The organism is Nocardia macrotermitis, assembly GCF_009604405.1.
GTDB classification, from domain to species: Bacteria; Actinomycetota; Actinomycetes; order Mycobacteriales; family Mycobacteriaceae; genus Nocardia; species Nocardia macrotermitis.
The window spans coordinates 371,591-393,077 of sequence record NZ_WEGK01000003.1 but is presented as its reverse complement, the minus strand read 5'-3'; the positions used below and the strand labels follow the sequence as shown (position 1 = coordinate 393,077).

The following is a 21,487-nucleotide window of genomic DNA, read 5'->3' as shown; positions in this document are numbered from 1 at the left end:
CCCACGATCGCGTGGCGGGCACCGCACCGTGGCCGCGTGCGCTCCGCCTCGATGCACCGCCGACCGCGTTCCAGGTGGGCGGGTCGGCGGACGTGCGAATCGAGAGGACCGGCCTGCTGCGGATCAGCGTCCTTGCCAACGGGGGGAACGCTTTTCGGCGAAGGCGCGTGGGCCTTCCTGGGCGTCTTCGCTGTTGTAGCAGAGTTCCGATGCGCTGCGGGCGGCTTGGAGGGCGGCCGAGCGGCCCATTTCCGTTGCGAGCATGACGGTTTCACGGGCGGCTCGGACGGACAGGGGAGCTCCGGCAAGTACCTCGGTGGCCAATTCGATTGCGGTGGTGAGTAGTTCGTCGGGCTCGGCGATGCGGTTGACCAGGCCGATCTCGTAGGCGCGGCGGGCGGTGATCGGTTTGCCCGTCAGCATGATCTCCATCATGACGCGCTGCGGGATCATGTGGATCAGGGGTGCGGCCCAGGGGGCGCTGCGGCCGACCTTCACCTCGGTGATCGCGAAACGGGCGGTGGTGGCGGCAACGCACAGGTCACAGGCTTGCGCGAGCATCCAGCCGCCCGCGAAGGCGACGCCGTTGACCGCCGCGATGGTGGGTTTGCTCAGCTCGACGGTGTCGTACGGCAGGGCGAACATGTCGCGGGGCGGCACCCGCATACCGGTCTCCACCATCTCCTTCAGATCGCCGCCCGCGCAGAACGCCCGGTCACCGGAGCCGGTCAGAATCGCGATGCGCAGCAACGGATCCCGCTCGAACCGGTCCCAGGCCGCGGCCAGACCCGCGCGCACCTCGGCGGTCAGGCAGTTGCGGATCTCGGGGCGGTTGATCGTGATGACGGCGATCCCGTCGGCGCGGGCCTCGAACAGGACGGGGTCGGGCATTCAGAAACCTCTCTGCTGGATGATGTGCGCGGCCCGCTCCAGCTCCTCCCGGAAGTCCGGGTGCGCGATGGCGACCAGGCGGCGGCTGCGCTCGGCCAGTGTGCGCCCGCGCAATTCGGCCGCGCCGTACTCGGTGACGATCACGTCCACATCGCTGCGCGCGGTGGTCACCGGCCCGGACAGCGCGGCGGTGATCCGGCTGACCGTGCCCTTTTTCGCGGTGGACGGCAGCACGATCACCGAATGCCCACCGGCAGAACATATTCCGGCCCGCACGAAATCCACCTGCCCGCCGGTCCCGCCCAGATAGGCCGACCCGGTCTGCTCGGCGTTGACCTGACCGGTGAGGTCGACCTCGAGCGCCGAGTTGATCGTCACCAGCCGCTCGACCTGTGCGAGCACCGACGCGTCGTGCGTATAGCTGGTGGGACACATGCGAATCCCGTTGTTGCGGTGGGCGAATGCGTAGAGCCGATCGGTGCCGATCAACGCGCCGGTGATCGAGACGCCCGCATCGATCCGCTTGCGCGCGTTGGTGAGCACACCGGCCTCGACCAGATCGACCAGTCCGTCCCCGATCATCCCCGAATGCACGCCCAGATCCCGCCGATCGTGCAGCAGCCGCAGCATCGCGTCCGGCACCGCACCCACACCGGTCTGCAACACCGCCCCGTCCTCGATGTAGGCGGCGGCGTATTTCGCTATGGCGGAGTCGATCTCGGTGATCCGGGCCGGTGGCACCTGCACCGGATCACGGGAAACCCTTACCGCGTAATCGATCTCATCGGCCCGCAGCGTCGCCCCGTACGTCCACGGCACCCGATCGTTGACCTCCGCGACAACGACCCGAGCCCGCCGCACCGCCGCCCGAACGTAATCGCTGATCAACCCGAAACTGTAGTCCCCCTGCGCATCCGGCGGCGATACCTGTACGAACGCCACATCACACCCGATGATCCCCGCCTCGATCAACGGCCCCACCCGCCCCACATGACACGGAATCACCTCGAGCCTCCCCGCCGCCGTCAACGCCCGCAACGCCCCGATGGCCCCCATACTCACCATCGAAATCCCCTGCGTAGCTTCAGGAGTCAACAACCCGGAAAAACTCGTAGCGATGAACGCCGACAACCCCCCGATCTCCCCCGCCCCCGCAAGCAACCCCTCCATCAACGTCGTCGGTTCCCCACAAGCCTGCCCCACCACGATCCGATCCCCATGCCGCAGAAACTCCGCGACATCCAGTTCATCAGCCTCGATCACCTTCATGCCCGTTCCCCGTTCATGATCTGCACGGTGCGCTCAGCGAGCTCGGAATCCGCACCCACGCAATGTTTCTCGATCGACCGACCCGAACACGGGGCGACAGCGCGATTCGCGGCGACCCTCATCACCTTCATGCGCGTTCCCCGTCCACGACTTCGGCGGTGTGCTCGCCCAGCCGGGGAGCCGGACCGGCGACGTGGCCCGGGGTGCGCGAAAACCAGGTTGGCACACCGGGATAACGCACCGGACCGTAAGGGGCTTCGATGGTTTCGAAGAAGTCGGCCGAGTTGAGGTGGGGGTTGTCGAAGAGTTCGTCGAGGGTGCGGACGGGGGCGCAGGGGATGTCGCGGGAGCGGAGGAGTTCGAGCCAGTCGTGGGTGGTTCGTTCGGCGAAGGTTTCGCCCAGGAGTGCGTAGACGGTGTCGATGCGGGCGGCGCGTTGCGCGAGGGTGGCGAATTCCGGTCCGGCCCAAGAGGGTTGGACCGCTTCGACGAACGCAGCCCACTGTTTGTCGTTGTAGACCAGGGCGGAGATGTATCCGTCCTTGGTGCGGTACGGACGCCGATTGCGGTCCACCGCGCGGTGATACACCGCCGGGCCCAGCGGCGGGGAGAACATCGCGCCATTGGCGTGTTCGACGAGCAGGAACGCCGCCATGGTCTCGAACATGGCCACCTCCACCTCCTGTCCCTCGCCGGTGCGTTCGCGGTGGAACAGCGCCATCATCGTCGCGTACAGCGCGGTCAGCCCGGCGACCTTGTCCGCCATGATGGTGGCGACGTAACCCGCTGTGCCAGTGAGCTGTTCCTGCACCGAGGGCAGTCCGCACTCGGCCTGGATGGTGTCGTCGTAGGCGGTCAGATTCGCATCCGTGCCGCGACGTCCGTAGCCGTAGCAGTTGGTGTAGACGATCGAGGGATTGATCGCGGAGACCGCGGCGTAGTCGAAGCCGAGTTCGGCGATCGCCTTGCCGCGCATGGAGTGGATGAACACATCACCCTCGCGGATCAGCTCCCGCAACGCCCGCGCACCCGCGTCGGACCGCAAATCCAGTACCACACTGCGCTTTCCGCGATTGACGTTCACGAACACCCCGCCCATCCCGGGTTCCGGCCCGGCGGAAATGTAGCGGGTGTTGTCCCCGGCGGGCGGTTCGATCTTGATCACGTCGGCCCCCATATCCGCCATGATCTGCGTGCAGTACGGCCCCATGACCATCGCCGTCAGATCGATGACCCGCACTCCCGACAGCGGACCGGTGTGTGTCATCTGCCTCAGCCTCCACGTTCGGATGTCGCCGGACCCGCCACGGAACGCCGGATCGAGGGTGTCGCGAGCGCGCGATGACGAAGGCAGCCGGGGCGTGATTCGGTGCGCAACAGGGCCGGGACGGTCTCGGACCGGGTCCCGGTGGCGCGTTTGCCAGAGTATCTGATTAATCCTTGCAAGGATAGTAAAGATACTGATATCAAAGGGAGCGTGGAAAGTAGCACCGGCGCGGCGTCCCAGCGCAACAGTCCGGGCACGATCGCCCGGGTGCTCGACACCGCCCTGCGAACATCGCCCGACTCCCCCGCGATCGAGGCAGCCTCGGGCATCTGGTCGTACGCCGAGTTGAACGAGCGGGCCGATCGCGCCGCCGGGGCCCTGTGGTCGCTGGGCGTCCGTCCGGGCGACCGCGTCGCGGCCTGTCTGCCCAATGACCTGGACATCGTCGCAGCCTTCCACGGCGTCGCGCGGATCGGCGCGATCTGGGTGGGTATCGGCGAGGCACTGTCCGAGAGCGAACAGGCCGGACTGCACGAGACCTGCGAACCCGCGATCCTGCTGGCCGGTGCCCGCTGTCGCATCAATGTTCCCGGCCGCGTGGACATCTCACGCTGGACCGAACTGCTGGACCGCGCCGACCCGGCCCCGAACATCCCGCTCGACCCGCACAGCCCCGCCGCCATCGCCTTCACCAGCGGCACCTCCGGACGCCCGAAGGCCGTGGTGCACAGCCACCACAATCTGCTGCTGCCGGGCGCGGCACTCGTCGAATCCCGAGGCTGGGGCCCGGAGCTGCGCAAGGGCGACAGCTTCCCGCTCACGATCCTGAATCTGATGGTCCTGTCCACCCTGCTCACGGCCCAGGCGGGCGGCTGCGCGGTCATCATGGACCGGCGCGACGTGGACGGTGTCGCGGAGTGGATCAGCACCCGCCGCGTCACGGTCTGGAACGGCGCACCCGCGCAGGTATTCGATCTGGCCCGCCGCCCGCAGCTGAATCTCGGTTCCCTGCAAGAGGTCTGGAGCGGCGGCGGCGACGCGGGCGAGAGTTTGTTCGCTGATTTCGCCGCCGCGCACGGCGTAACCCCCAGGGCCACCTACGGACTCACCGAGGCGCCGGCGGTGGTCTCGATCGATCCCGTCGGCGAATTCCGGCACGCGCGAGCGAGCGGGCAACTGCTGCCGCAGTTCGATGTGGCGGCCTATGACGATGCGGGACAACGCCTTCCGGCTGGCGAGCTCGGTGAACTCTGCTTGGCGCCCACCGAATCCGGCCCCTACGCCGGACAGTGGCGGCCGCTGCTGGGACACTGGGAGAACGGCCGCATCACCCCGCCCGAACCGGGCCCGATCCCCACGGGCGATATCGGCACCGTCGACGCCGACGGCTGGCTGACCGTACTCGACCGCAAGAAACTCGTCATCATCCGCGGCGGAGCGAACATCTACCCGCTCGAGGTCGAACGGGTCCTGGCCGCCGATCCGAGCGTCGCGGCGGTCGCCCTGTGCCCGGTTCCCGACGAACGCCTCGGCCAACGCGTCGCGGCCCTCATCCAAACCACCGATGGCACACCGGATTTCGATGCCCTGGACGCCCTGTGCCGCCGCGAGCTCGCGGGCTACAAGGTCCCCGAGATCTGGTGTGCCGTACCGGAACTCCCCCTCAATGCGATGGGCAAGGTCGAACGCACGAAACTACCCGAACTGCTCGCACGCCACCGGACGACACCGGCGACGAGAAACCCCGAGCCACGCCGATGAGCGCCCCGAACACCCACCAGCCGACCACCAGAGGACAGCACGTGGCCGACAACACCCCAGGTCCGCGACCTGCGAGTGCCCCCGCAGCCTCCATGAGCGACGCCGCAACTCACGCGAGCGCCACCGCAGCCCGCGCGAGCGCCACCGCAATCCCCACAAGTGACGCCGCACTCCGCGCGAGCACCACCCCACACCCCACAGGCGACACCGCAGCTCGCACGACCACCAGCGCAGCCCCCACGAGCGACACCGCGGCCCGCATGTTCGACTTGCACGACCGCGTCGCAATCGTCACCGGCGCATCCTCCGGCCTGGGCGCGGAAGTGGCCCGAGCCCTCTCCGACCTCGGCGCACGCGTCGCGGTCGTGGCCCGCCGCCACGACCGTCTCACGGATCTGGCCAAGCAGATCGACGGCACGGCGATCACCTGCGACCTGTCCGACCTGGAGGGGATCGGGCAGCTCGTACCCGCCGTGGCCGACGCGCTCGGACCGCCGGAGATCCTGATCAACGCCGCGGGCAACAGATTCGGCACCGAACGCGCCGAGGACGAACCCCTCACCGATGTCCGCCGCACCATGGAACTCAACCTGATCGCCCCACTGTTGTTGGCGCAGCAGGTATTTCCGTACATGCGCGCGGCCGGACGCGGTTCGATCGTGAACGTCTCCTCGATCAGCGGCCGCGTCGGCGTCCCGGGCATCCCGCAGGCGTCCTACGCGGCGAGCAAGGCGGGCCTGTCCGGACTCACCGCCGAACTGGCGGTGCAGTGGGCGCGACATTCGATCCGGGTCAACACCGTGGCCCCGGGCTTCTTCCGCAGTGAGATCACCGATTCCCTCTACGACAGCGAACGCGGCGCGGAATATCTGCGGCGCAACACCCCCCTGCCCCGGCAGGCGGTCGCCGGTGACATCGCCGGGGCCATCGTATGGCTGGCCGGTGACGCGGCGGCCTATGTCACCGGCCAGACGATCGTCGTGGACGGCGGCTGGACCGCCCGCTGAGACCTGCCGACAACCCGAAAGGACTTCTCCCCTCATGTTTTCCGCACTTGTCATCGACAAATCCGATGCCGGACAGACGGTTTCCGCGACGAGCCTGGACGAGGACCGGCTCCCCGACGGCGACGTCACCGTCGAGGTCGAGTACTCGACGCTGAATTACAAGGACGCCCTGGCGATCACCGGCTCCTCACCCATCGCGCGCATCTTCCCGCTGGTGCCCGGCATCGACCTGGCCGGTGTGGTCACCGAGAGCAGTCACGCCGAATTCGCCGCCGGTGACCGGGTGGTGCTCAACGGCTGGGGCGTGGGCGAAAAGCATTGGGGCGGACTGGCTCAGCGCGCCCGCCTCAACGGCGACTGGTTGATTCCGCTGCCCTCGGCATTCAGCTCGCGACAGGCGATGGCGATCGGCACCGCCGGATACACCGCAAGCCTGTGCGTGGAGGCGCTGCACTCCTTCGGCCTGCGGCCCGAGCAGGGCGAGGTCCTGGTCACCGGCGCGACCGGCGGCGTCGGCAGTATCGCCATCGCACTGCTGTCCGCGGCGGGATTCACCGTCGCCGCCGCCACCGGCAAAAGCGCCGAAGCCGACTACCTGCGCAAACTCGGCGCGAGCACGATCGTGGACCGCGCCGAACTCGCCGAACGCGGCAAACCGTTGCAGAAGGAACGCTGGGCCGGTGTGGTCGACACCGCGGGCAGCCACATCCTGGCCAACGCCTGCGCCCAGACCCGCTACGGCGGCGCGGTCGCCGCGTGCGGCCTGGCCCAGGGCATGGACTTCCCGTCGACCGTCGCCCCGCACATCCTGCGCGGGGTCAGCCTGCTGGGTATCGACAGCGTGATGGCGCCGCGCGAACGCCGAATCACCGCCTGGGAGCGGCTGTCTCGCGATCTGGACCCCGCCGCACTCGAGTCGCTGACCGAGGAGGTCACGCTGGCCGACGCGATCGGCGCGGCGAACAAGCTGATCGACGGCACGATACGCGGACGCATCGTCGTGGACGTCAACCGCTGAGCCGTTCCGCACACCCCTCGAGCCCGGCCTGTCCGGGCCACTCGATCCACCGGCCCGAGCACCCGGGCAGAAAGGGAGGCGGAAGTGAGCACTTCGCCGAAGAAGTCCGCCAAGAAGGAACCGGCCGTATCCGTCGACGACACACCGGAATTGGACCTGTCCGATGTGGAACCCCGTGTGGGACAACCCGTCGGCGGCGGCCAGCTCTGGGATCCGTGCAGCGCCTCGGACATTCGCCGCTGGGTGATGGCGATGGACTACCCGAACCCGCTGCACTGGGATCAGGAGTTCGCCCGCGAGTCCCGCTACGGCGGCATCGTCGCACCCCAATCCATCGCTGTCGCACTGGATTACGGCCATGGCGCGGCCCCGGCGTGTGTGGGCCGCATCCCCGGCAGCCACCTGATCTTCGGTGGCGAGGAGTGGTGGTTCTACGGCTGCCCGGTGCGGCCGGGCGACAAACTGTTCCAGGAGCGGCGATTCCACGACTACAAGGTCGCGCCGACGAATTTCGCCGGGCCCACCATGTTCCAGCGCGGCGACACCACGCACCGCAATCAGCACGGCACCCTGGTCGCCCGCGAAAGGTCCACCTCCATCCGCTATCTCGCCGCCGAGGCGAACAAGCGGGGTATGTACGAGAACCAGCTCGGCGAACTCAAGCGCTGGACCGAGGCCGAACTCGACGAGATCGGGCGTCAGCGCACCGAGTGGCTGATGTCCAATCGGCTCGGTGTCTCACCGCATTTCGACGAGGTGAAGGTCGGGGACACGCTGCCGCGCCGGGTGATCGGCCCGCACAGCATCGCCAGTTTCACCACCGAGTACCGCGCGTTCCTGTTCAACATCTGGGGCACGTTCCACTGGGTCACGCCCGAGGGGGTCGACGATCCGTGGGTGTACCAGGATCCCGGCTGGACAGAGGGTTTCGGGTTCGACGAGGAGGGCGCGCGGATCGATCCGCGGCTGCGGGACGGGCTGTACGTCGGGCCCTCGCGCGGACACATCGATCAGGACAAGGCCGGGAAGGTCGGCATGGCCCGCGCGTACGGCTACGGCGCGACCATGGGCGGCTGGTGCACCGACTATCTGGCCTACTGGGCCGGTAACGACGGCCTGGTGCGGCACGTCAAATCCGATTTCCGGCTGCCCGCCTTCGAGGGTGACGTCACCTATTTCGACGCCGAGGTCGTCGGGAAGGAACCGCAGTCGGCGTGGGGCGTGCCGCTGGTCCAGATCAAGTTGCAACTGACCAATCAGGACGGCGGGGTACTGGTCAAGAGCACCGCCGAGGTCGAACTGCCGCTCTAGCGGCTGGAAGGGGTCAGCGGTGGATACCACTGCCGCACAGGACATCTCGATCGTCTCGGGACCTCCGCTGGACAGTGAGCCCGGACTGGGCGCGCTGACCCTGCCGGGCTTCCTGCGCGAGGTCACCGAACTCTACGGCGACCGGGAGGCCCTGACCGCGCACGGCGACGACGGTGTCGTCGTGCGCTGGTCCTACACCGAACTGTGGGAGCGCGCGATGGCCGTGGCCCGCGCGCTGCGGGCCTGCGGTATCGGTCGCGACGGCCGGGTCGGCGTGCTGATGACGAACCGGCCCGAATGGCTCGCGGCGGTATTCGGCGCGAGCCTGGCCGGAGGCGTCGCGGTGCCGCTGAGCACCTTCTCGACGGCCGCGGAGCTGGACCAGCTGCTGCGGCTGTCCGGGGTGTCGGTGCTGCTATTCGAAAGACGGGTGCTCAGTAAGGATTTCGCGGAGATCCTGGCCGAGCTCGAGCCCGCGCTCGGTCAGGCGGGACTGGGTCCGTTGCGGTCGGTGCGCTACCCGTTCCTGCGCCGGTTGGCCATGGTCGGGCCGGCGCTGCCCACCGCCGCGATCGACACCTGGGACACCTTCCTCGCGCGCGGACGCACCGAGGCCCGCGAGCTGATCGAGGCGACGGCCGCGGCGACCCGGCCCAGCGACACCGGTGTGCTGTTCTTCTCCTCGGGCTCCACCAGCGCGCCCAAGGGGGTGCTCAGCGCGCATCGCGGTGTGACCATTCAGATGTGGCGGTTCCGCCGGCTGTTCGGATTCGGGCCGCAGGACGATGTTCGCGCCTGGGTGGCCAACGGATTCTTCTGGTCCGGCAACTTCGCGCAGGCGCTCGGCTCGACCCTGGCGGCGGGCGGATCCCTTGTGCTGCAACCGATCTTCGACGCACCGCAGGCGCTGGAACTGATGCAGGCCGAGCGGGTGAACTTCCCGGGCGCCTGGCCGCACCAGTGGGCTCAGCTCGAGGCCGCGCCCAACTGGGGCACGGTGGATCTGAGCGCCATGCGGTTCGTGGACTACCACACCCCGATCGCGCATCACCCGACCGTATCCACGGTCTGGTACGAACCCGGACGCGCCTACGGGAATACCGAAACCTTCACCATCACAACGTGTTACCCGGCCGACACTCCGGACGAGGTGCACGCGGGCAGCAGCGGCGTCGCACTGCCCGGGGTCACGGTGAAGGTGGTCGATCCGATCACCGACGCGGTCACCGCACGCGGCGAATCCGGCGAAATCTGTGTCAAGGGACCGACTCTCATGCTCGGCTACCTCGGCATGCCGCTGTCGGAAACCCTCGACGCGGACGGCTACTTCCACACCGGTGACGGCGGGTACCTCGACGCCACCGGCAGGCTCTACTGGAAGGGCCGCCTGACCGACATCATCAAAACCGGCGGCGCGAACGTCTCACCGCTCGAGGTGGACGAGGCGTTGATCGGCTATCCGGGCGTGAAAGTCGCTCGCACCGTGGGTGTTCCACACGACACCCTCGGCGAGATGGTGGTGGCCTGCCTCGTCCCGCACGAAGGCACACCCCCCGACCCCGACGCCCTCCGAACCCACCTGCGCGAACGTCTGGCGAGCTACAAGATCCCCCGGCACATCCTGTTCTTCGACGAATCCGACATCGCGTTGACTGGCAGCGCCAAGATCAAGTCCAGTGATTTGCGGGAGCTTGCGGCTCGGCGGCTGTCGCAGTCAGTACGCGGCGATCTCCAGTAGTGCGTCGGCGACGGCCTGTGGTTCGGTGATCATCAGGTCGTGGCCGGTGTCGATGTCCCAGAGTCGGCCCAGGGCACGGGCTTTGGCGACCAGTTCGGGGTCGCGGGTGGCCAGGGTCGAGGTGCAGACGATGTGGTACTGCGGGAGCGCCCACAGTTCGTCCTCGTTGCGCAGGTCGAGGTGGTCTTCGAAGCATTTCCACGGGTGTGCGGTGAGGCGTTCGCTCATCCAGGCCGCATCGGCCGGGTCGGTGACGCCGTAGAACAGCGGGGCCTCGGGCGCGGGCAGCAGCACCAGTTCGGTGCCGTCGACGGTTTCGCCCATGGGCCGCGTGGATTCGATGATCGGCCCGGCGACATCGACCAGCGACTGGCCGTTCAGCGGATTGGCCGCGTCCAGGTAGACGATCCGGCCGATCCGCTCGACCGCACGATCGGCCGCGCCGGTGATCACCATGCCGCCGTAACTGTGCCCCACCAGGATCACCTCGCGCAGATCCTCGTAGTGCAGCAGCCCCGCCACATCCTGAATATGGGTCTCCAACCCGATATTCGCCGTGCGCAGATGAGCGCGCTCGGCCAGCCCCGACAACGTCGGCGCGAACACCTCGTGCCCGGCCCGCTGCAACAGTGCCCGAACGTACCGATAGCACCAACCGCCGTGTCCGCCGCCGTGCACCAGGACAAATGTAGCCATTTCACTCCCGAAAATGTGATTCTCTTCTCAGGAGAGTTTAAATACCGCCGCGTGCGGCTGCCGGGAAATCACAGGACTCGCCCGCAATCGTCAGCTCCGGCCACACGGCCAGGAGATGATCCGGTGTCGACCGGATCAGTGTCTCGATCAGCGAGGATTCGGAGCCGGGAGTTCCTCCGGCGTCGTGATGCTGTACCGCTCGGCCAACCTGCGGCGATGCGCCGCAGGAGAGCCGAACAGGGCGCGGTTCAGCATGGCGCGCTTGTGGTAACGGTGGATGCCACTCTCCCACGTGTAACCGAATCCGCCGTGCAATTGCATTGCCTTACCGGCGATTTCGACTGCGGCGGCGCAGGCGTAGGACTTCGCCATCGATACGGCCACCCATGCGTCGGGAGTATCTTCCACGCTCTGCCGGACCGCGTCGGCGACCAGATGGCGTGCGATGGTGAGCCGCACGAGCATATCCGCGCAGGCGTGTTTGACGGCCTGGAAGGAGCCGACCGGGCGACCGAACTGTTCACGAACGGCGACGTACTCTGTGGTGGCGTCCAGCATCGCGGCGGCTAGACCGAGACTGTCGCAGCCAATCGAGAGCGCGGCGCGGTCGCGTAGCCGCCGCACCGCCGCATCCGGATTCCCAGCGAATCGCCAGACCGAATCATCCTGCACCGCAACATCATCAGCGGTAACGAGCCCGAACGTCCGGGTTTCGTCGAGCACCGGCTGTGCGGTACAGGCCAGCGCGTCGACTTCCGCCGCAACGATGACCGGCACGCCATCGGGATCATCGGCCAGCAGCAACACCCGATCCGCGGACGTCACATCGGGCACGAATTCCGCACGGCCGGAAAGCAACAGCCCACCCGAACCTTCGCGAAGCCGAAAAGGCGACGAACCCGAGCAGTCATCAGCCGCCGCGACCAGCGCGACGGCCGTAATAGCCTCGCCCGCAGCCAATTCGCGAAGCAGCTCATCGCGACCGGCCACATCGGCGACCAGCGCACACGTCCCGGCACCGAGCGCCGCACCGAGGTATCCCCCGGCCGCCGCCCGCCCGAATTCCTCGAGCACGATCGCGGTCTCCGCGAAACTCGCTCCGGCGCCGCCCGATTCGTCCGGGATCTCCAGCCCCAGCCAACCCAGGTCGGCAAGCCTGCCGCCGGTCAACTCGACGGTGTCGGGCGAGGCGAGCACATCCCTTGCCACCGCACGCAATTCGTCGTGGATATCGGCGAACTCCACGGCATTCCCACTCATCGCGCCCCGCTCGGCTCGCGGGGCAACCCGAGGCCGCGTTCCCCGATGATCGTCCGCTGAATCTCGCTGGTACCACCGGGAATCGTCCACTCCCACGACCCCAGGAAGTCCAGCGCCCACGCCCCCGACTCCCAACCGCCCGAACGCGGCTTGTGCAGCACGGTATGCGCGTGCATACCGCCGAGTTCGGTCCCGAAGTCGGTCATCCGCTGGAGCAGTTCGCTGTAGTAGAGCTTGACGATCGACGCGTCCGCGGGCCCGGCACTCCCGGATTCGTGCCGCTCCACCAGATCTCGGCACAGCAGCCGCAGCCCGGCGATCTCGGTCTCGAATCCGGCGAGCCGATCCAGCAGCAGCGGATCCCCGGCCGGACACGCCTGCACCAGCCAGCGGAATCCGGCATTGCCCAGTCGCTCGGCCAGTTCCAGCATGGTCAGCCCGCGTTCGGCCCCGAGCGTCTGCTGCGCCACCTGCCAGCCAGCGTTCTCCGCGCCGATCAATCCGCTCGCCGGAATGCGCACCCGGTCGAGGAATATCTCGCAGAAGTGCGACTCCCCCGTGGCCTGCCGGATCGGCCGCACATCGATCCCCGGCGTCCGCATATCCAGCAGGAAGTACGAAATCCCGTGCCGCTTGGGTGCATTCGGGTCGGTGCGGGCCAGCAGCAGACACCAGTCGGCGAACTGTGCCCCACTGGCCCACACCTTCTGCCCGGTCACGACGTACTCGTCACCCGCACGCCGAGCCGTGGTCGCCAATGCGGCCAGATCCGATCCGGCCGCGGGTTCGGAGAAGCCCTGCACCCAGATCTCACCGTCCAGGATCGCGGGCAGGTGCCGGCGCCGCTGTTCCTCGGTCCCGGCGGCCAAAAGCGTTGCCGCGGCGTGATGTATCGATACGAACGCCAACACCAGCCGGGGCGCGTCGTGCGCGGCCAACTCCTGATACAGCACCATCTGCTCCCCCACCGACATCCCCCCACCCCACTCCGCGGGCCAGTGCGGCACCGCGAACCCGGCTCCCCGCAACCGCTGAAACCACTCCTGTTGAAACGCAACGAATTCCGCGTCCGAGGCACCGGTCTGCGCCGCGCGCCAGCCGACCGGAATCTCGGCCCGGCACCAATCCCGCACGGCGACACGAAATTCCCGCAGATCTCCCGGACTGTTCATCCGCCGCACCTCATCGGCTCTTGGTCCTGTCCCGCAACGCTTCGAGCCGTTCGCGATGCTCGGTCGACTGCATGCTGACCACCTCGGCGGCGAATCCGGCCTGCATCGGCCCGGCGAGGGCCTGCGAAAGATACATGTTCACAACGCGTTTGGTGCTGCGCAGGGCCTCGGTGGGTTGAGCCGCCAGACGCAGGGCGAGGCGCTGGGCCTCCTCGAGCAGATCGTCCGGTGGGACGACGCGGGTGGCCAAGCCGAGTTGGACGGCGGTGGCGGCATCGATACGGTCACCGGTGTAAAGGTATTCGCGCGAACGCAGAATGGGTGTCAGCAGCGGCCAGAACGCCGCGCCGCCATCACCCGCGACCAGCCCCACCGCGACGTGCGGATCGGCCAGATGACCACGCTCGGACATCAGCACCACATCGCACAGCACGGCAACACTCGCACCGAGCCCCACGGCCGGACCGTTCACCGCGGCGATCACCGGCAGCGGGAAACGCAACATCTCCTCGATGATCTGCGCACCCTCGCGAATACTCTCGTCCCGCGCGACCGGATCGCCGAGAAACGAGGTGATCCAGTCCAGATCGCCACCCGCGCTGAACGCCCGCCCGGCCCCGGTCAGAATCACCACCCGCGCCTCGGTGTCGGCCGCCAGCTGGCGCCACACCGTGGCCAGCCCGCGATGCAGATTCACGTCCACGGCATTGAACTCGTCCGGCCGGTTCAGCACGACGGTGCGAACCGGACCATCGCATCGGACCCGGACCTCGTCGGGCAGGTCGTAACGCAATCCCTCGGCCACGATTCAAACCCCCATCGGATCCGAGAACAACCCGGTCAACCCGTGCCGGCCGAGCCCACTGCCGAGCAGTTCCTCGGTGGCCGTGCGCCCGAACGGCAGACGGCGAATCGGCTGGCTGTACCGCGAGATCCACGACAACGTCGACTCGTCACAGAACCCCAGCGCCCCGAGCAACTGATGCGCCACCCGGAAGACCGTATCGGCCGCCTCCAGCGCGGCCAACCGCAACGCCAGCGCATCCGACAACGCCGCCGGATCGCCGGATCCTATGCTCCACAACGCATATCGAGCCAGCATCTCCACCCCGCGCCGCTCCACCTCGGCATCGGTGAGCTGGAACTGCACCCCCTGGAACTGCGCCAGTGGCTGCCCGAACTGCTCCCGCACCAGCACATGCTCGCGAGCCAGATCCACCGCCCGATCCAACATCCCCAACAACGTCCAACACGGCAACACCAACCCCAGCGCCGCATCGATCACCCCGCCACCGTCGACCGTCTCCCCCAACTCCAACCCGGCCACGAACATCGACTGCCGAGGCGACGAATCCCCCTCCCGCACAGCGACATTCCGCCGCACCCCATCGACCGTAACCCCCACCCACCGCAAATCCAGCCCCGCCACCGCCGCGGCGGCCCCCACCTCGGAAACCACCACCAGCCCGTCGACCCCACCCCCCTGCGGCCGCGCCAACCGCTCGGCCACCGGATAAGGCACAGCCAGATACCCCGCACTACGACACAACGCCGCCGCAGCCTCCAACTCCACCCCATCCCCCCGCGGCTCCAATTCCCAAGCCCCCAACCCCCCGAGCACCTCGGCCACCACCTCCCGCCGAACCCCCACCTCGACCTCGGCCCGCTGCACCAACTCGTCCCCACCCGCCGCACTCAACGCCCGCCCGGCCGCCACACCGAATTCCCGTGCCTCATCAGACAATTCGATATTCATACGACAACCTCCACCGAACGTCCGATCCCACATCTCGCAACCCGTCCAGCGACAATCACATCGCTGCGACGCACGGCCGACCGGGCCGCACACCAATCGAGTTCAGCAGCTGCGAAGGACATCGAATATCCCACTGCACCAAAATATTTCGACCTCATGCCGCATCCCGCTTCTTCCGGTTGCCGCCGAGCAGCGCCCGCGCCAACAGGATTCGCTGCATCTCGACACTTCCCGAGGCGACGGTGGCGGCGTGGGCGTAACGGGCGTGATCGGCCACGGCACGGCGGAAGCGTTGGCGCGCAGGGGTTTCGCCGGTGGCGTAGGCGGCGATCTCGGTGAGTACCGCGCCGCTGTCCTGGTCCAGCCGGGTGACCGCGATGCGGTAGGCGGCGGCGTCGGCGGGGGTGACCTGACCGGAATCCTGGAGGGACACAACCTGATACGCGAGCAGGCGGGCGCGACGACAGTGCGTCAGCATGCGGGCCCAGCGGCCACGCAACCCGCAGGGCAGGTCGTCCCAGTTCTCGCCCAGCACCTCGGGTGCGGCCTGGAGCAGGCGTTCGCAGCGGGCGTAGCGGGCGATGCCGACGCGTTCGAACGCGAGCACCTCCTGCACGACCGGCCACCCGCCACCCACGGTGCCGAGCACATCGGCCTCGGTCGCGCGGACGCCGTCGAAGAAGACCTCGTTGAGATGATGCGGCCCCAACATCGACCGGATCGGCCGCACCTCGATCCCCGGATCGGACATCGGCAGCAGAAATACCGTGAGCCCCTGCTGTTTTCGCTCCTCCTTGGAGGTGCGGGCGAGCAGGAAGCACCACTGCGCCATGCCGGCGTAGGAGGTCCAGATCTTCTGCCCGGAGATGCGCCAGCCGTCCCCGTCCCGGCGCGCGGTGGTGCGCAGCGAGGCGAGGTCGGAGCCGGAATCGGGCTCACTGAACCCCTGACACCAGATCACCTCGCCGCGCGCGATCGGCGGCAGATGTTTGCGCTGCTGTTCGGGCGAACCGTGCCGCATGATCGTCGGGCCGACCCAGTTCACGCCCATGTACTGCGCGCCGCGCGGCTCGTGCCGGGCCCACATCTCCTCGCGCACCGCGGTCTGCTCCCAGATCGAGGCGCCGCGCCCGCCGAATTCGACCGGCCATGCCGCGCACAGCAGCCCACGTTCGGCGAGGATGCGGGAAAAGCGTTGGGCGACTGCGAGATCCGCGGGATCGTCGGTGAACGCGCCGAGAAAATCCGGGGGAACCTCCGCTGCGATCAGCCTGCGCAGCTCGCCGCGGAGTTCGGAGGCGGCCTCACCCATCGTGAAGTCCATGAATCGGACAGTACTTCAATCCTCATAAGGATAGCAATATTTGAATGGTCACCGAGCCATGGGTAAACTCCACGCGTGACCAATGCCCGGCGCGGCCGTATCCCGCAACGCCGCATCGCGGAGACCGTCGCCGCGGAGCTGCGCAACCGCATCCTGTCCGGCGACGACGACTATCGCCTGCCGACCCAGGATCAGCTGGTGCAGGATTTCGGCGTCAGCTACCCCTCGATCCGCGAGGCGCTGCGCATTCTCGAGACCGAGGGCCTGGTCACGGTCCGGCGCGGCAATGTCGGTGGCGCGGAAGTACACCGCCCCGACGAGTCCTCCGCGGCCTACCACCTGGGCCTGGCCCTGCAGGGCGCGCGCGTCACCCTGGGCGACCTGGCCGCGGGACTGCGCACCCTGGAACCGATGTGCGCGGCCGAATGCGCCCGCCGCGAGGACCGCGCCGAGGCGATCGTGCCCGCGCTCGAGGCCAATATCGAGGCGTCCGCGGAACTCATCGGCGAGGGCCTGCCCTTCACCCACACCGCCCGCGACTTCCACGATCTGATCGTCTCGTTCACCCCCAACGCGACGATCCGCTACGTGGTCAGCAGCCTGGTCGCGCTGTGGTCCTCCCAGGAGGAAGCCTGGGCCGAGGTCCTGACCAAACGCGGCGAATATCCCTCCGCGAGTGAGTCACACGAGTCGGTGCGCACCCACCGCCGCCTGCTCGAGGAGATCGCCGCCGGACGCGCCGAGGCCGCCGAACGCCTCTACCGCGCCCATCTGACCGCCACCCAGGCCCTGGTCCTGGAACGTTTCGACAACGGCATCGTCAACGCCACTTCCGACCTGGCCCGCCAGGCCATCCAATCCAGCCGCGGCCCCCGGGTCTGACACACACCCTGCCCCAACCCCCGCCCGATGCGTCGCGCGGGGGCGAATCACGTTGTCCGCAGGGCGTTTACGACTGCCGCCCACCACACAACCCGGCCCCACCGACGATCGTGCCCCGTCACAACGCCGGGCAGTGTAACGCCGGAACAACACCCCTTCAAGTATTGCTATCCTTATGAGGATTGAAGTAGCGTAGCCCCACGCCGAGTGGCGTGCGTCACGACCGCCGATTCGGCCGGGTCCGCAGCCACCTCAGGAAACAGACACCGACGTTCTCTTCAGCATGGGAGGCCCCGCCGTGATTCAGGCGGCGCGCTACAGCAGCACCACTCCGGTAACCCTCGCCACTGGCTGGAGCCTGCGGCGACTCACCCCGCCGAGCCGGCTCTTCGGCGCGAATGGACTACGCACCGGCCCCGACGGGCGCGTCTACGTCGCGCAGGTCGCCGGCAGCCAGATCAGCGCCCTGGACGTCACCACGGGCGAGCTGGAAACCGTCAGCGCCAAGGGCGGCGACATCATCGCCCCCGACGATCTGGCCTTCGATCCCGGCGGCAACCTCATCGCCACCGAGTACATGGACGCGCGGGTCAGCGTGCGCGACACCGACGGCAAGACCCGGGTGATCCGCGCGGATCTGCCCGGCGCCAACGGGATCACCGTGCACAACGGCCGCCTGTTCGTCAACGAATGCCGCATCGGCGGACGCCTGATGGAACTCCCATTGGACGGCAGCGCCCCGCGCGTCCTCCAGGACAACCTGATGATGCCCAACGCCATGGAGTTCGGCCCCGACGGACTCCTCTACTACCCGGTCATGGGCTCCAACGACATCTGGCGCATCGACCCGGACGGCGGCGAACCCGAGCGCGTCGCAGGCGATCTCGGCACACCGGACTCGGTCAAGTTCGACTCCGCGGGCCGCATCGTGTCCACGCAGGTGGCGACCGGCGAGGTCCTGCGGATCGATCCGCGCACGGGCGAACGCCGGGTCCTGGCGCAACTCGCGCCAGGCCTGGACAACTGCACATTCGTCGGCGACCGGCTGTTCGTCTCGCACTTCTCCGGCGAGATCATCGAAATCCTTTCCGGCGGTGGCACGAAGACCGTGCTGGACGGCGGCCTGATGTGGCCGCTGGACCTGACCGTCGACACCGAGGGCAACCTCTACGTCGCCGACGGCACGTTCTTCTACGCCTACCGCGACGGCGGACTGCACACGGTCGCATCGCTTTTCAGCGCCGGAACCCCCGGCTACGTGCGCGGGGTCAGCGCGGTCGGCGCGGGCGAGTTCCTGTGCGCCACCTCCGACGGGAAGGTCTCCCACTACCGCCTGCACCCCGAGCCCGAAACCGAGGTCGTGGCAGAGGGATTCGATCAGCTCTACGGCATCGCCCCGGGCCCGGACGGCACCATCGTCACCGCAGAACTCGGCACCGGCCGGGTGCTGTCGGTGCGGGCGGGCGGCGCCGACGTACTGGCGTCGGGCCTCCAGGGGCCGATGGGCGTGGCCTTCGCACCGGACGGCACGCTGCTGGTCTCCGAATCCGGTGCCGGACGGGTCGTCTCGATCGGCAGCCGGGTGGACACCGTGGTCGACGGCCTGCACACCCCGCAGGGAATCCTGGTGCGCGGCAACCGATTGCTGATCCTCGACGTCGGCCTCGACGCGCTGATCTCCGCCGACCTCACCACCGGCGAACGCGAGACCATCGCCGCCGATCTCCCCCTCGGCGCGCCTCCCGGCGTGGAACCCAAACCGCTGCTTGGCACCCCGCCGTTCTCCGGCCCGATGGGTCCGTTCGCGAGCATCGCCGCCGGGCCCGACGGCACCATCTACCTGTCCGCCGATGCCGAGGGCAGCGTCATGGCGCTGCATTACGCGGAGTGAGCGAAATGACCGAACCCACCCGAGAACCCTTCTCCCCCAACGAGTTCTTCGGCCTGGACGGCCGCATCGTGATCGTCTCCGGCGCGGGCGGCGGCGGCATCGGCACCGCGGTGACCCGCCTGGTCGCCCAGGCCGGAGCCACCGTGCTGGCGGTCAGCCGCAATCCGGAGAATCTCGCGAAACACGTCGAACCCCTTGCCGCCGAGGGACTTCCGGTCATCTCGGTGGCCGCCGACGCGTCGACCGAGGAGGGCATCGCCACGGTCGTCCAGCGCGCCCGGGACACCGAGGGCCAGCTCTACGGCCTGGTCAACATCGCCGGTGGGGCCGCACCGAGCACCTGGATGCCCGCGACCCGCGTCACCCGCGCCGACTGGCAGGCGCTGTTCACCCAGAACCTCGAGACGATGTTCTTCTTCAGCCAGGCCGTCGCCGCGGAACTCGCTTCGCAGTCCCGCCCCGGCTCGATCGTCTCGCTGTCCTCGATCAGCGGCATGAACACCGCCCCCTTCCATATCGCTTACGGCACAGCCAAAGCCGCGCTCGTCGCGGCCACCCGGACGATGGCGGTCGAACTGGCCCTGGACAACATCCGCGTCAACGCGGTAGCCCCCGGCGTCACCGAGACCCCCGCCTCGGGCACCTACGTCGACACCGATCCCGAACGCGACCGCCGCGCCATCGCCATGGGCCGCCGCGGCACCCCCCGCGAGCAGGCGGGCGCGATCCTGTTCCTGCTCTCCGAACTCTCCGGCTACGTCACCGGGCAAACCCTGCTCGTGGACGGCGGCCTGAACCTCAAATGGACTCATCTGGGCTCCGACAACACCTCCCTGTTCCTGAAGGACGAAACGTTCCGCGCGGCCATCACCAGGAGAAACCCATGACCGAGACAGCAGCCGAAGCGCTCTCCACGCCGATGACGATCGGTGTGGAGGCATATATCTCCCCGGAATACGCTCGCGCCGAAGGGGATCGGCTGTGGGCCAAGGTGTGGCAGCAGGTGTGCCGGGTGGAGGAATTGCCCCGCGTCGGCGACTTCCTGACCTACGAGATCGTGCACGATTCGGTGATCGTCGTGCGTACTGCCGAGGACACCATTCGCGCGTATCACAATGTCTGCGCGCATCGCGGGCGGCGGCTGGTCGATACGCCACCGGGCGCGCACGACGCGCGGGGCAGTCGCAAGCAGTTCGTCTGCGGGTTCCACGGGTGGCGGTACAACTTGCAGGGTGAGAACACCTTCGTGCCCGAGCGCGGGGACTGGACGTGCGGGCTCACCGAGCGCAACGACGGGCTGAACCAGGTCCGCCTGGACACCTGGGGCGGCTGGGTCTGGATCAACCTGGATCCGGACGCCGAACCGCTGCGCGAATATCTGGAACCCGCCGCGTCCCTGCTGGATCCGTTCCAGCTGGAGAACATGCGGTACCGGTGGCGACGCTGGCTGACGTTCGACTGCAACTGGAAGGTCGCCTTCGAGGCGTTCATGGAGACCTACCACGTGCCCTACACCCATCCGGAATTCATGAATTTCGGCGATTTCCTGGGTTGGGGTCGCGCGCAGGGCAAACACAGCAATATCGGTTACGACGCACCGAAGGGTATGGAGGAGAACCAGGGCAAATTGCGTATCGGCAGCGGCGCGGACGCGCGCCTGTCGACCGCGCAACTCCAGAATTTCACCTGGGAGAACGCCAATACCAACACCACCGAATCCATGGTGGCCGTGGCGAACCGGCTGGCCGCGGAATTGCCCGACGGCACCCCGCCCGGCGAGGTACTGCGGTACTGGCTGGACACCTGCCGCCGCGAGGACGCAGAACGCGGCGTGATCTGGCCGACCGTCGATCCGGAGATCGTCGCCAAGAGTGGCACCTCCTGGCAGATCTTCCCCAATTTCCAGATCGGCCACGCCCCGAACAATATGCTGTGCTACCGATTCCGCCCCTACGGATCCGATCCGGACAAATGCATTTTCGAGGCGGCGGTATTCGAACTGTTCCCGCCCGGCGAGGAACCGCAGACCGAATGGATCTACACCCCGGTCGGCGACGAGGGTTGGCGCACGGTGCTCCCGCAGGACTTCGACAATATGGCCGCGGTGCAGCAGGGCATGAAATCCCGCGGCTTCTCCGGTCCCAAACCGAACCCGTATCGCGAACGCACCATCGTGAACCTGCACCACAATCTCGCGTCCTATATGGGCACCGGTGAACCGACCGATTTGGCCTGAGTAACAGA

The 21,487-nt window shown here is 67.9% G+C and carries 18 protein-coding genes; 9 read left to right on the top strand and 9 right to left on the bottom strand.

Annotated elements, in window-relative coordinates; genetic code table 11:
* Positions 1–123: 123 nt before the first annotated feature.
* The 3 genes from NRB20_RS09005 to NRB20_RS08995 all read right to left on the bottom strand — a co-directional run bounded on the left by NRB20_RS09005 (position 124) and on the right by NRB20_RS08995 (position 3,427).
* Entirely contained in the window at positions 124–891 is a 768-nt protein-coding gene (locus tag NRB20_RS09005) for an enoyl-CoA hydratase-related protein (protein ID WP_153409398.1), read from the bottom strand.
* Positions 892–2,160 carry an acetyl-CoA hydrolase/transferase family protein gene (locus NRB20_RS09000; RefSeq protein ID WP_153409396.1) on the bottom strand — a complete coding sequence of 423 codons (1,269 nt, stop codon included), beginning with the start codon at positions 2,158–2,160 and terminating at the stop codon, positions 892–894. It abuts the gene before it with no gap.
* A 127-nt stretch (positions 2,161–2,287) separates the two neighbouring features.
* Positions 2,288–3,427 (bottom strand): CaiB/BaiF CoA transferase family protein, encoded by a 1,140-nt coding sequence (locus tag NRB20_RS08995; protein ID WP_153409394.1) that lies wholly within the window; start codon positions 3,425–3,427, stop codon positions 2,288–2,290.
* 210 nt (positions 3,428–3,637) lie between these two features.
* Between NRB20_RS08995 and NRB20_RS08990 the strand changes: the two genes are divergently transcribed.
* From NRB20_RS08990 to NRB20_RS08970, 5 genes are all read left to right on the top strand, one after another.
* Positions 3,638–5,188, top strand: a complete 1,551-nt coding sequence (locus tag NRB20_RS08990) for a class I adenylate-forming enzyme family protein (RefSeq protein WP_319944649.1) — start codon at positions 3,638–3,640, stop codon at positions 5,186–5,188.
* Between the two features lie 92 nt (positions 5,189–5,280).
* On the top strand, positions 5,281–6,195 hold the full coding sequence (locus NRB20_RS08985; protein ID WP_227833336.1) for an SDR family NAD(P)-dependent oxidoreductase: 915 nt from the start codon (positions 5,281–5,283) through the stop codon (positions 6,193–6,195).
* Positions 6,196–6,229: 34 nt separating this feature from the next.
* The gene (acuI, locus tag NRB20_RS08980) at positions 6,230–7,213 is read left to right on the top strand and encodes an acrylyl-CoA reductase (NADPH) (protein ID WP_153409392.1); all 984 of its coding nucleotides are present in this window, start codon (positions 6,230–6,232) and stop codon (positions 7,211–7,213) included.
* A gap of 84 nt (positions 7,214–7,297) precedes the next feature.
* Positions 7,298–8,524: an FAS1-like dehydratase domain-containing protein gene (locus tag NRB20_RS08975; protein ID WP_319944648.1), complete on the top strand. Its 1,227-nt coding sequence runs from the start codon at positions 7,298–7,300 to the stop codon at positions 8,522–8,524.
* Positions 8,525–8,543: 19 nt separating this feature from the next.
* Complete coding sequence (locus NRB20_RS08970; protein WP_319944647.1) at positions 8,544–10,262, top strand: class I adenylate-forming enzyme family protein; 1,719 nt, start codon at positions 8,544–8,546, stop codon at positions 10,260–10,262.
* Here the strand turns inward: NRB20_RS08970 and NRB20_RS08965 are convergent.
* The 6 genes from NRB20_RS08965 to NRB20_RS08940 form a co-directional block, all read right to left on the bottom strand.
* On the bottom strand, positions 10,239–10,958 hold the full coding sequence (locus NRB20_RS08965) for an alpha/beta fold hydrolase (protein WP_153409390.1): 720 nt from the start codon (positions 10,956–10,958) through the stop codon (positions 10,239–10,241). The genes NRB20_RS08970 and NRB20_RS08965 overlap by 24 nt on opposite strands.
* Before the next feature lie 147 nt (positions 10,959–11,105).
* Positions 11,106–12,218 carry an acyl-CoA dehydrogenase family protein gene (locus NRB20_RS08960; protein ID WP_153409388.1) on the bottom strand — a complete coding sequence of 371 codons (1,113 nt, stop codon included), beginning with the start codon at positions 12,216–12,218 and terminating at the stop codon, positions 11,106–11,108.
* Positions 12,215–13,390, bottom strand: coding sequence for an acyl-CoA dehydrogenase family protein (locus NRB20_RS08955; protein WP_153409386.1), 1,176 nt, complete (start codon positions 13,388–13,390; stop codon positions 12,215–12,217). The genes NRB20_RS08960 and NRB20_RS08955 overlap by 4 nt, the downstream gene beginning before the upstream one ends.
* A gap of 10 nt (positions 13,391–13,400) precedes the next feature.
* The gene (locus NRB20_RS08950; protein WP_153409833.1) at positions 13,401–14,183 is read right to left on the bottom strand and encodes an enoyl-CoA hydratase/isomerase family protein; all 783 of its coding nucleotides are present in this window, start codon (positions 14,181–14,183) and stop codon (positions 13,401–13,403) included.
* A 15-nt stretch (positions 14,184–14,198) separates the two neighbouring features.
* Positions 14,199–15,146: an acyl-CoA dehydrogenase family protein gene (locus tag NRB20_RS08945; protein WP_153409384.1), complete on the bottom strand. Its 948-nt coding sequence runs from the start codon at positions 15,144–15,146 to the stop codon at positions 14,199–14,201.
* A 154-nt stretch (positions 15,147–15,300) separates the two neighbouring features.
* The gene (locus NRB20_RS08940) at positions 15,301–16,470 is read right to left on the bottom strand and encodes an acyl-CoA dehydrogenase family protein (protein WP_153409382.1); all 1,170 of its coding nucleotides are present in this window, start codon (positions 16,468–16,470) and stop codon (positions 15,301–15,303) included.
* A 75-nt stretch (positions 16,471–16,545) separates the two neighbouring features.
* On the opposite strand from NRB20_RS08940, the gene NRB20_RS39250 reads away from it, so the two are divergent.
* The 4 genes from NRB20_RS39250 (at position 16,546) to NRB20_RS08920 (ending at position 21,479) form a co-directional block, all read left to right on the top strand.
* Complete coding sequence (locus NRB20_RS39250) at positions 16,546–17,352, top strand: FadR/GntR family transcriptional regulator (protein ID WP_319944646.1); 807 nt, start codon at positions 16,546–16,548, stop codon at positions 17,350–17,352.
* 283 nt (positions 17,353–17,635) lie between these two features.
* Positions 17,636–19,243 (top strand): SMP-30/gluconolactonase/LRE family protein, encoded by a 1,608-nt coding sequence (locus tag NRB20_RS08930; protein ID WP_153409380.1) that lies wholly within the window; start codon positions 17,636–17,638, stop codon positions 19,241–19,243.
* A 5-nt stretch (positions 19,244–19,248) separates the two neighbouring features.
* The gene (locus NRB20_RS08925) at positions 19,249–20,130 is read left to right on the top strand and encodes an SDR family NAD(P)-dependent oxidoreductase (protein WP_153409378.1); all 882 of its coding nucleotides are present in this window, start codon (positions 19,249–19,251) and stop codon (positions 20,128–20,130) included.
* Positions 20,127–21,479: an aromatic ring-hydroxylating oxygenase subunit alpha gene (locus tag NRB20_RS08920; protein WP_153409376.1), complete on the top strand. Its 1,353-nt coding sequence runs from the start codon at positions 20,127–20,129 to the stop codon at positions 21,477–21,479. The genes NRB20_RS08925 and NRB20_RS08920 overlap by 4 nt, the downstream gene beginning before the upstream one ends.
* Positions 21,480–21,487 lie beyond the last annotated feature (8 nt).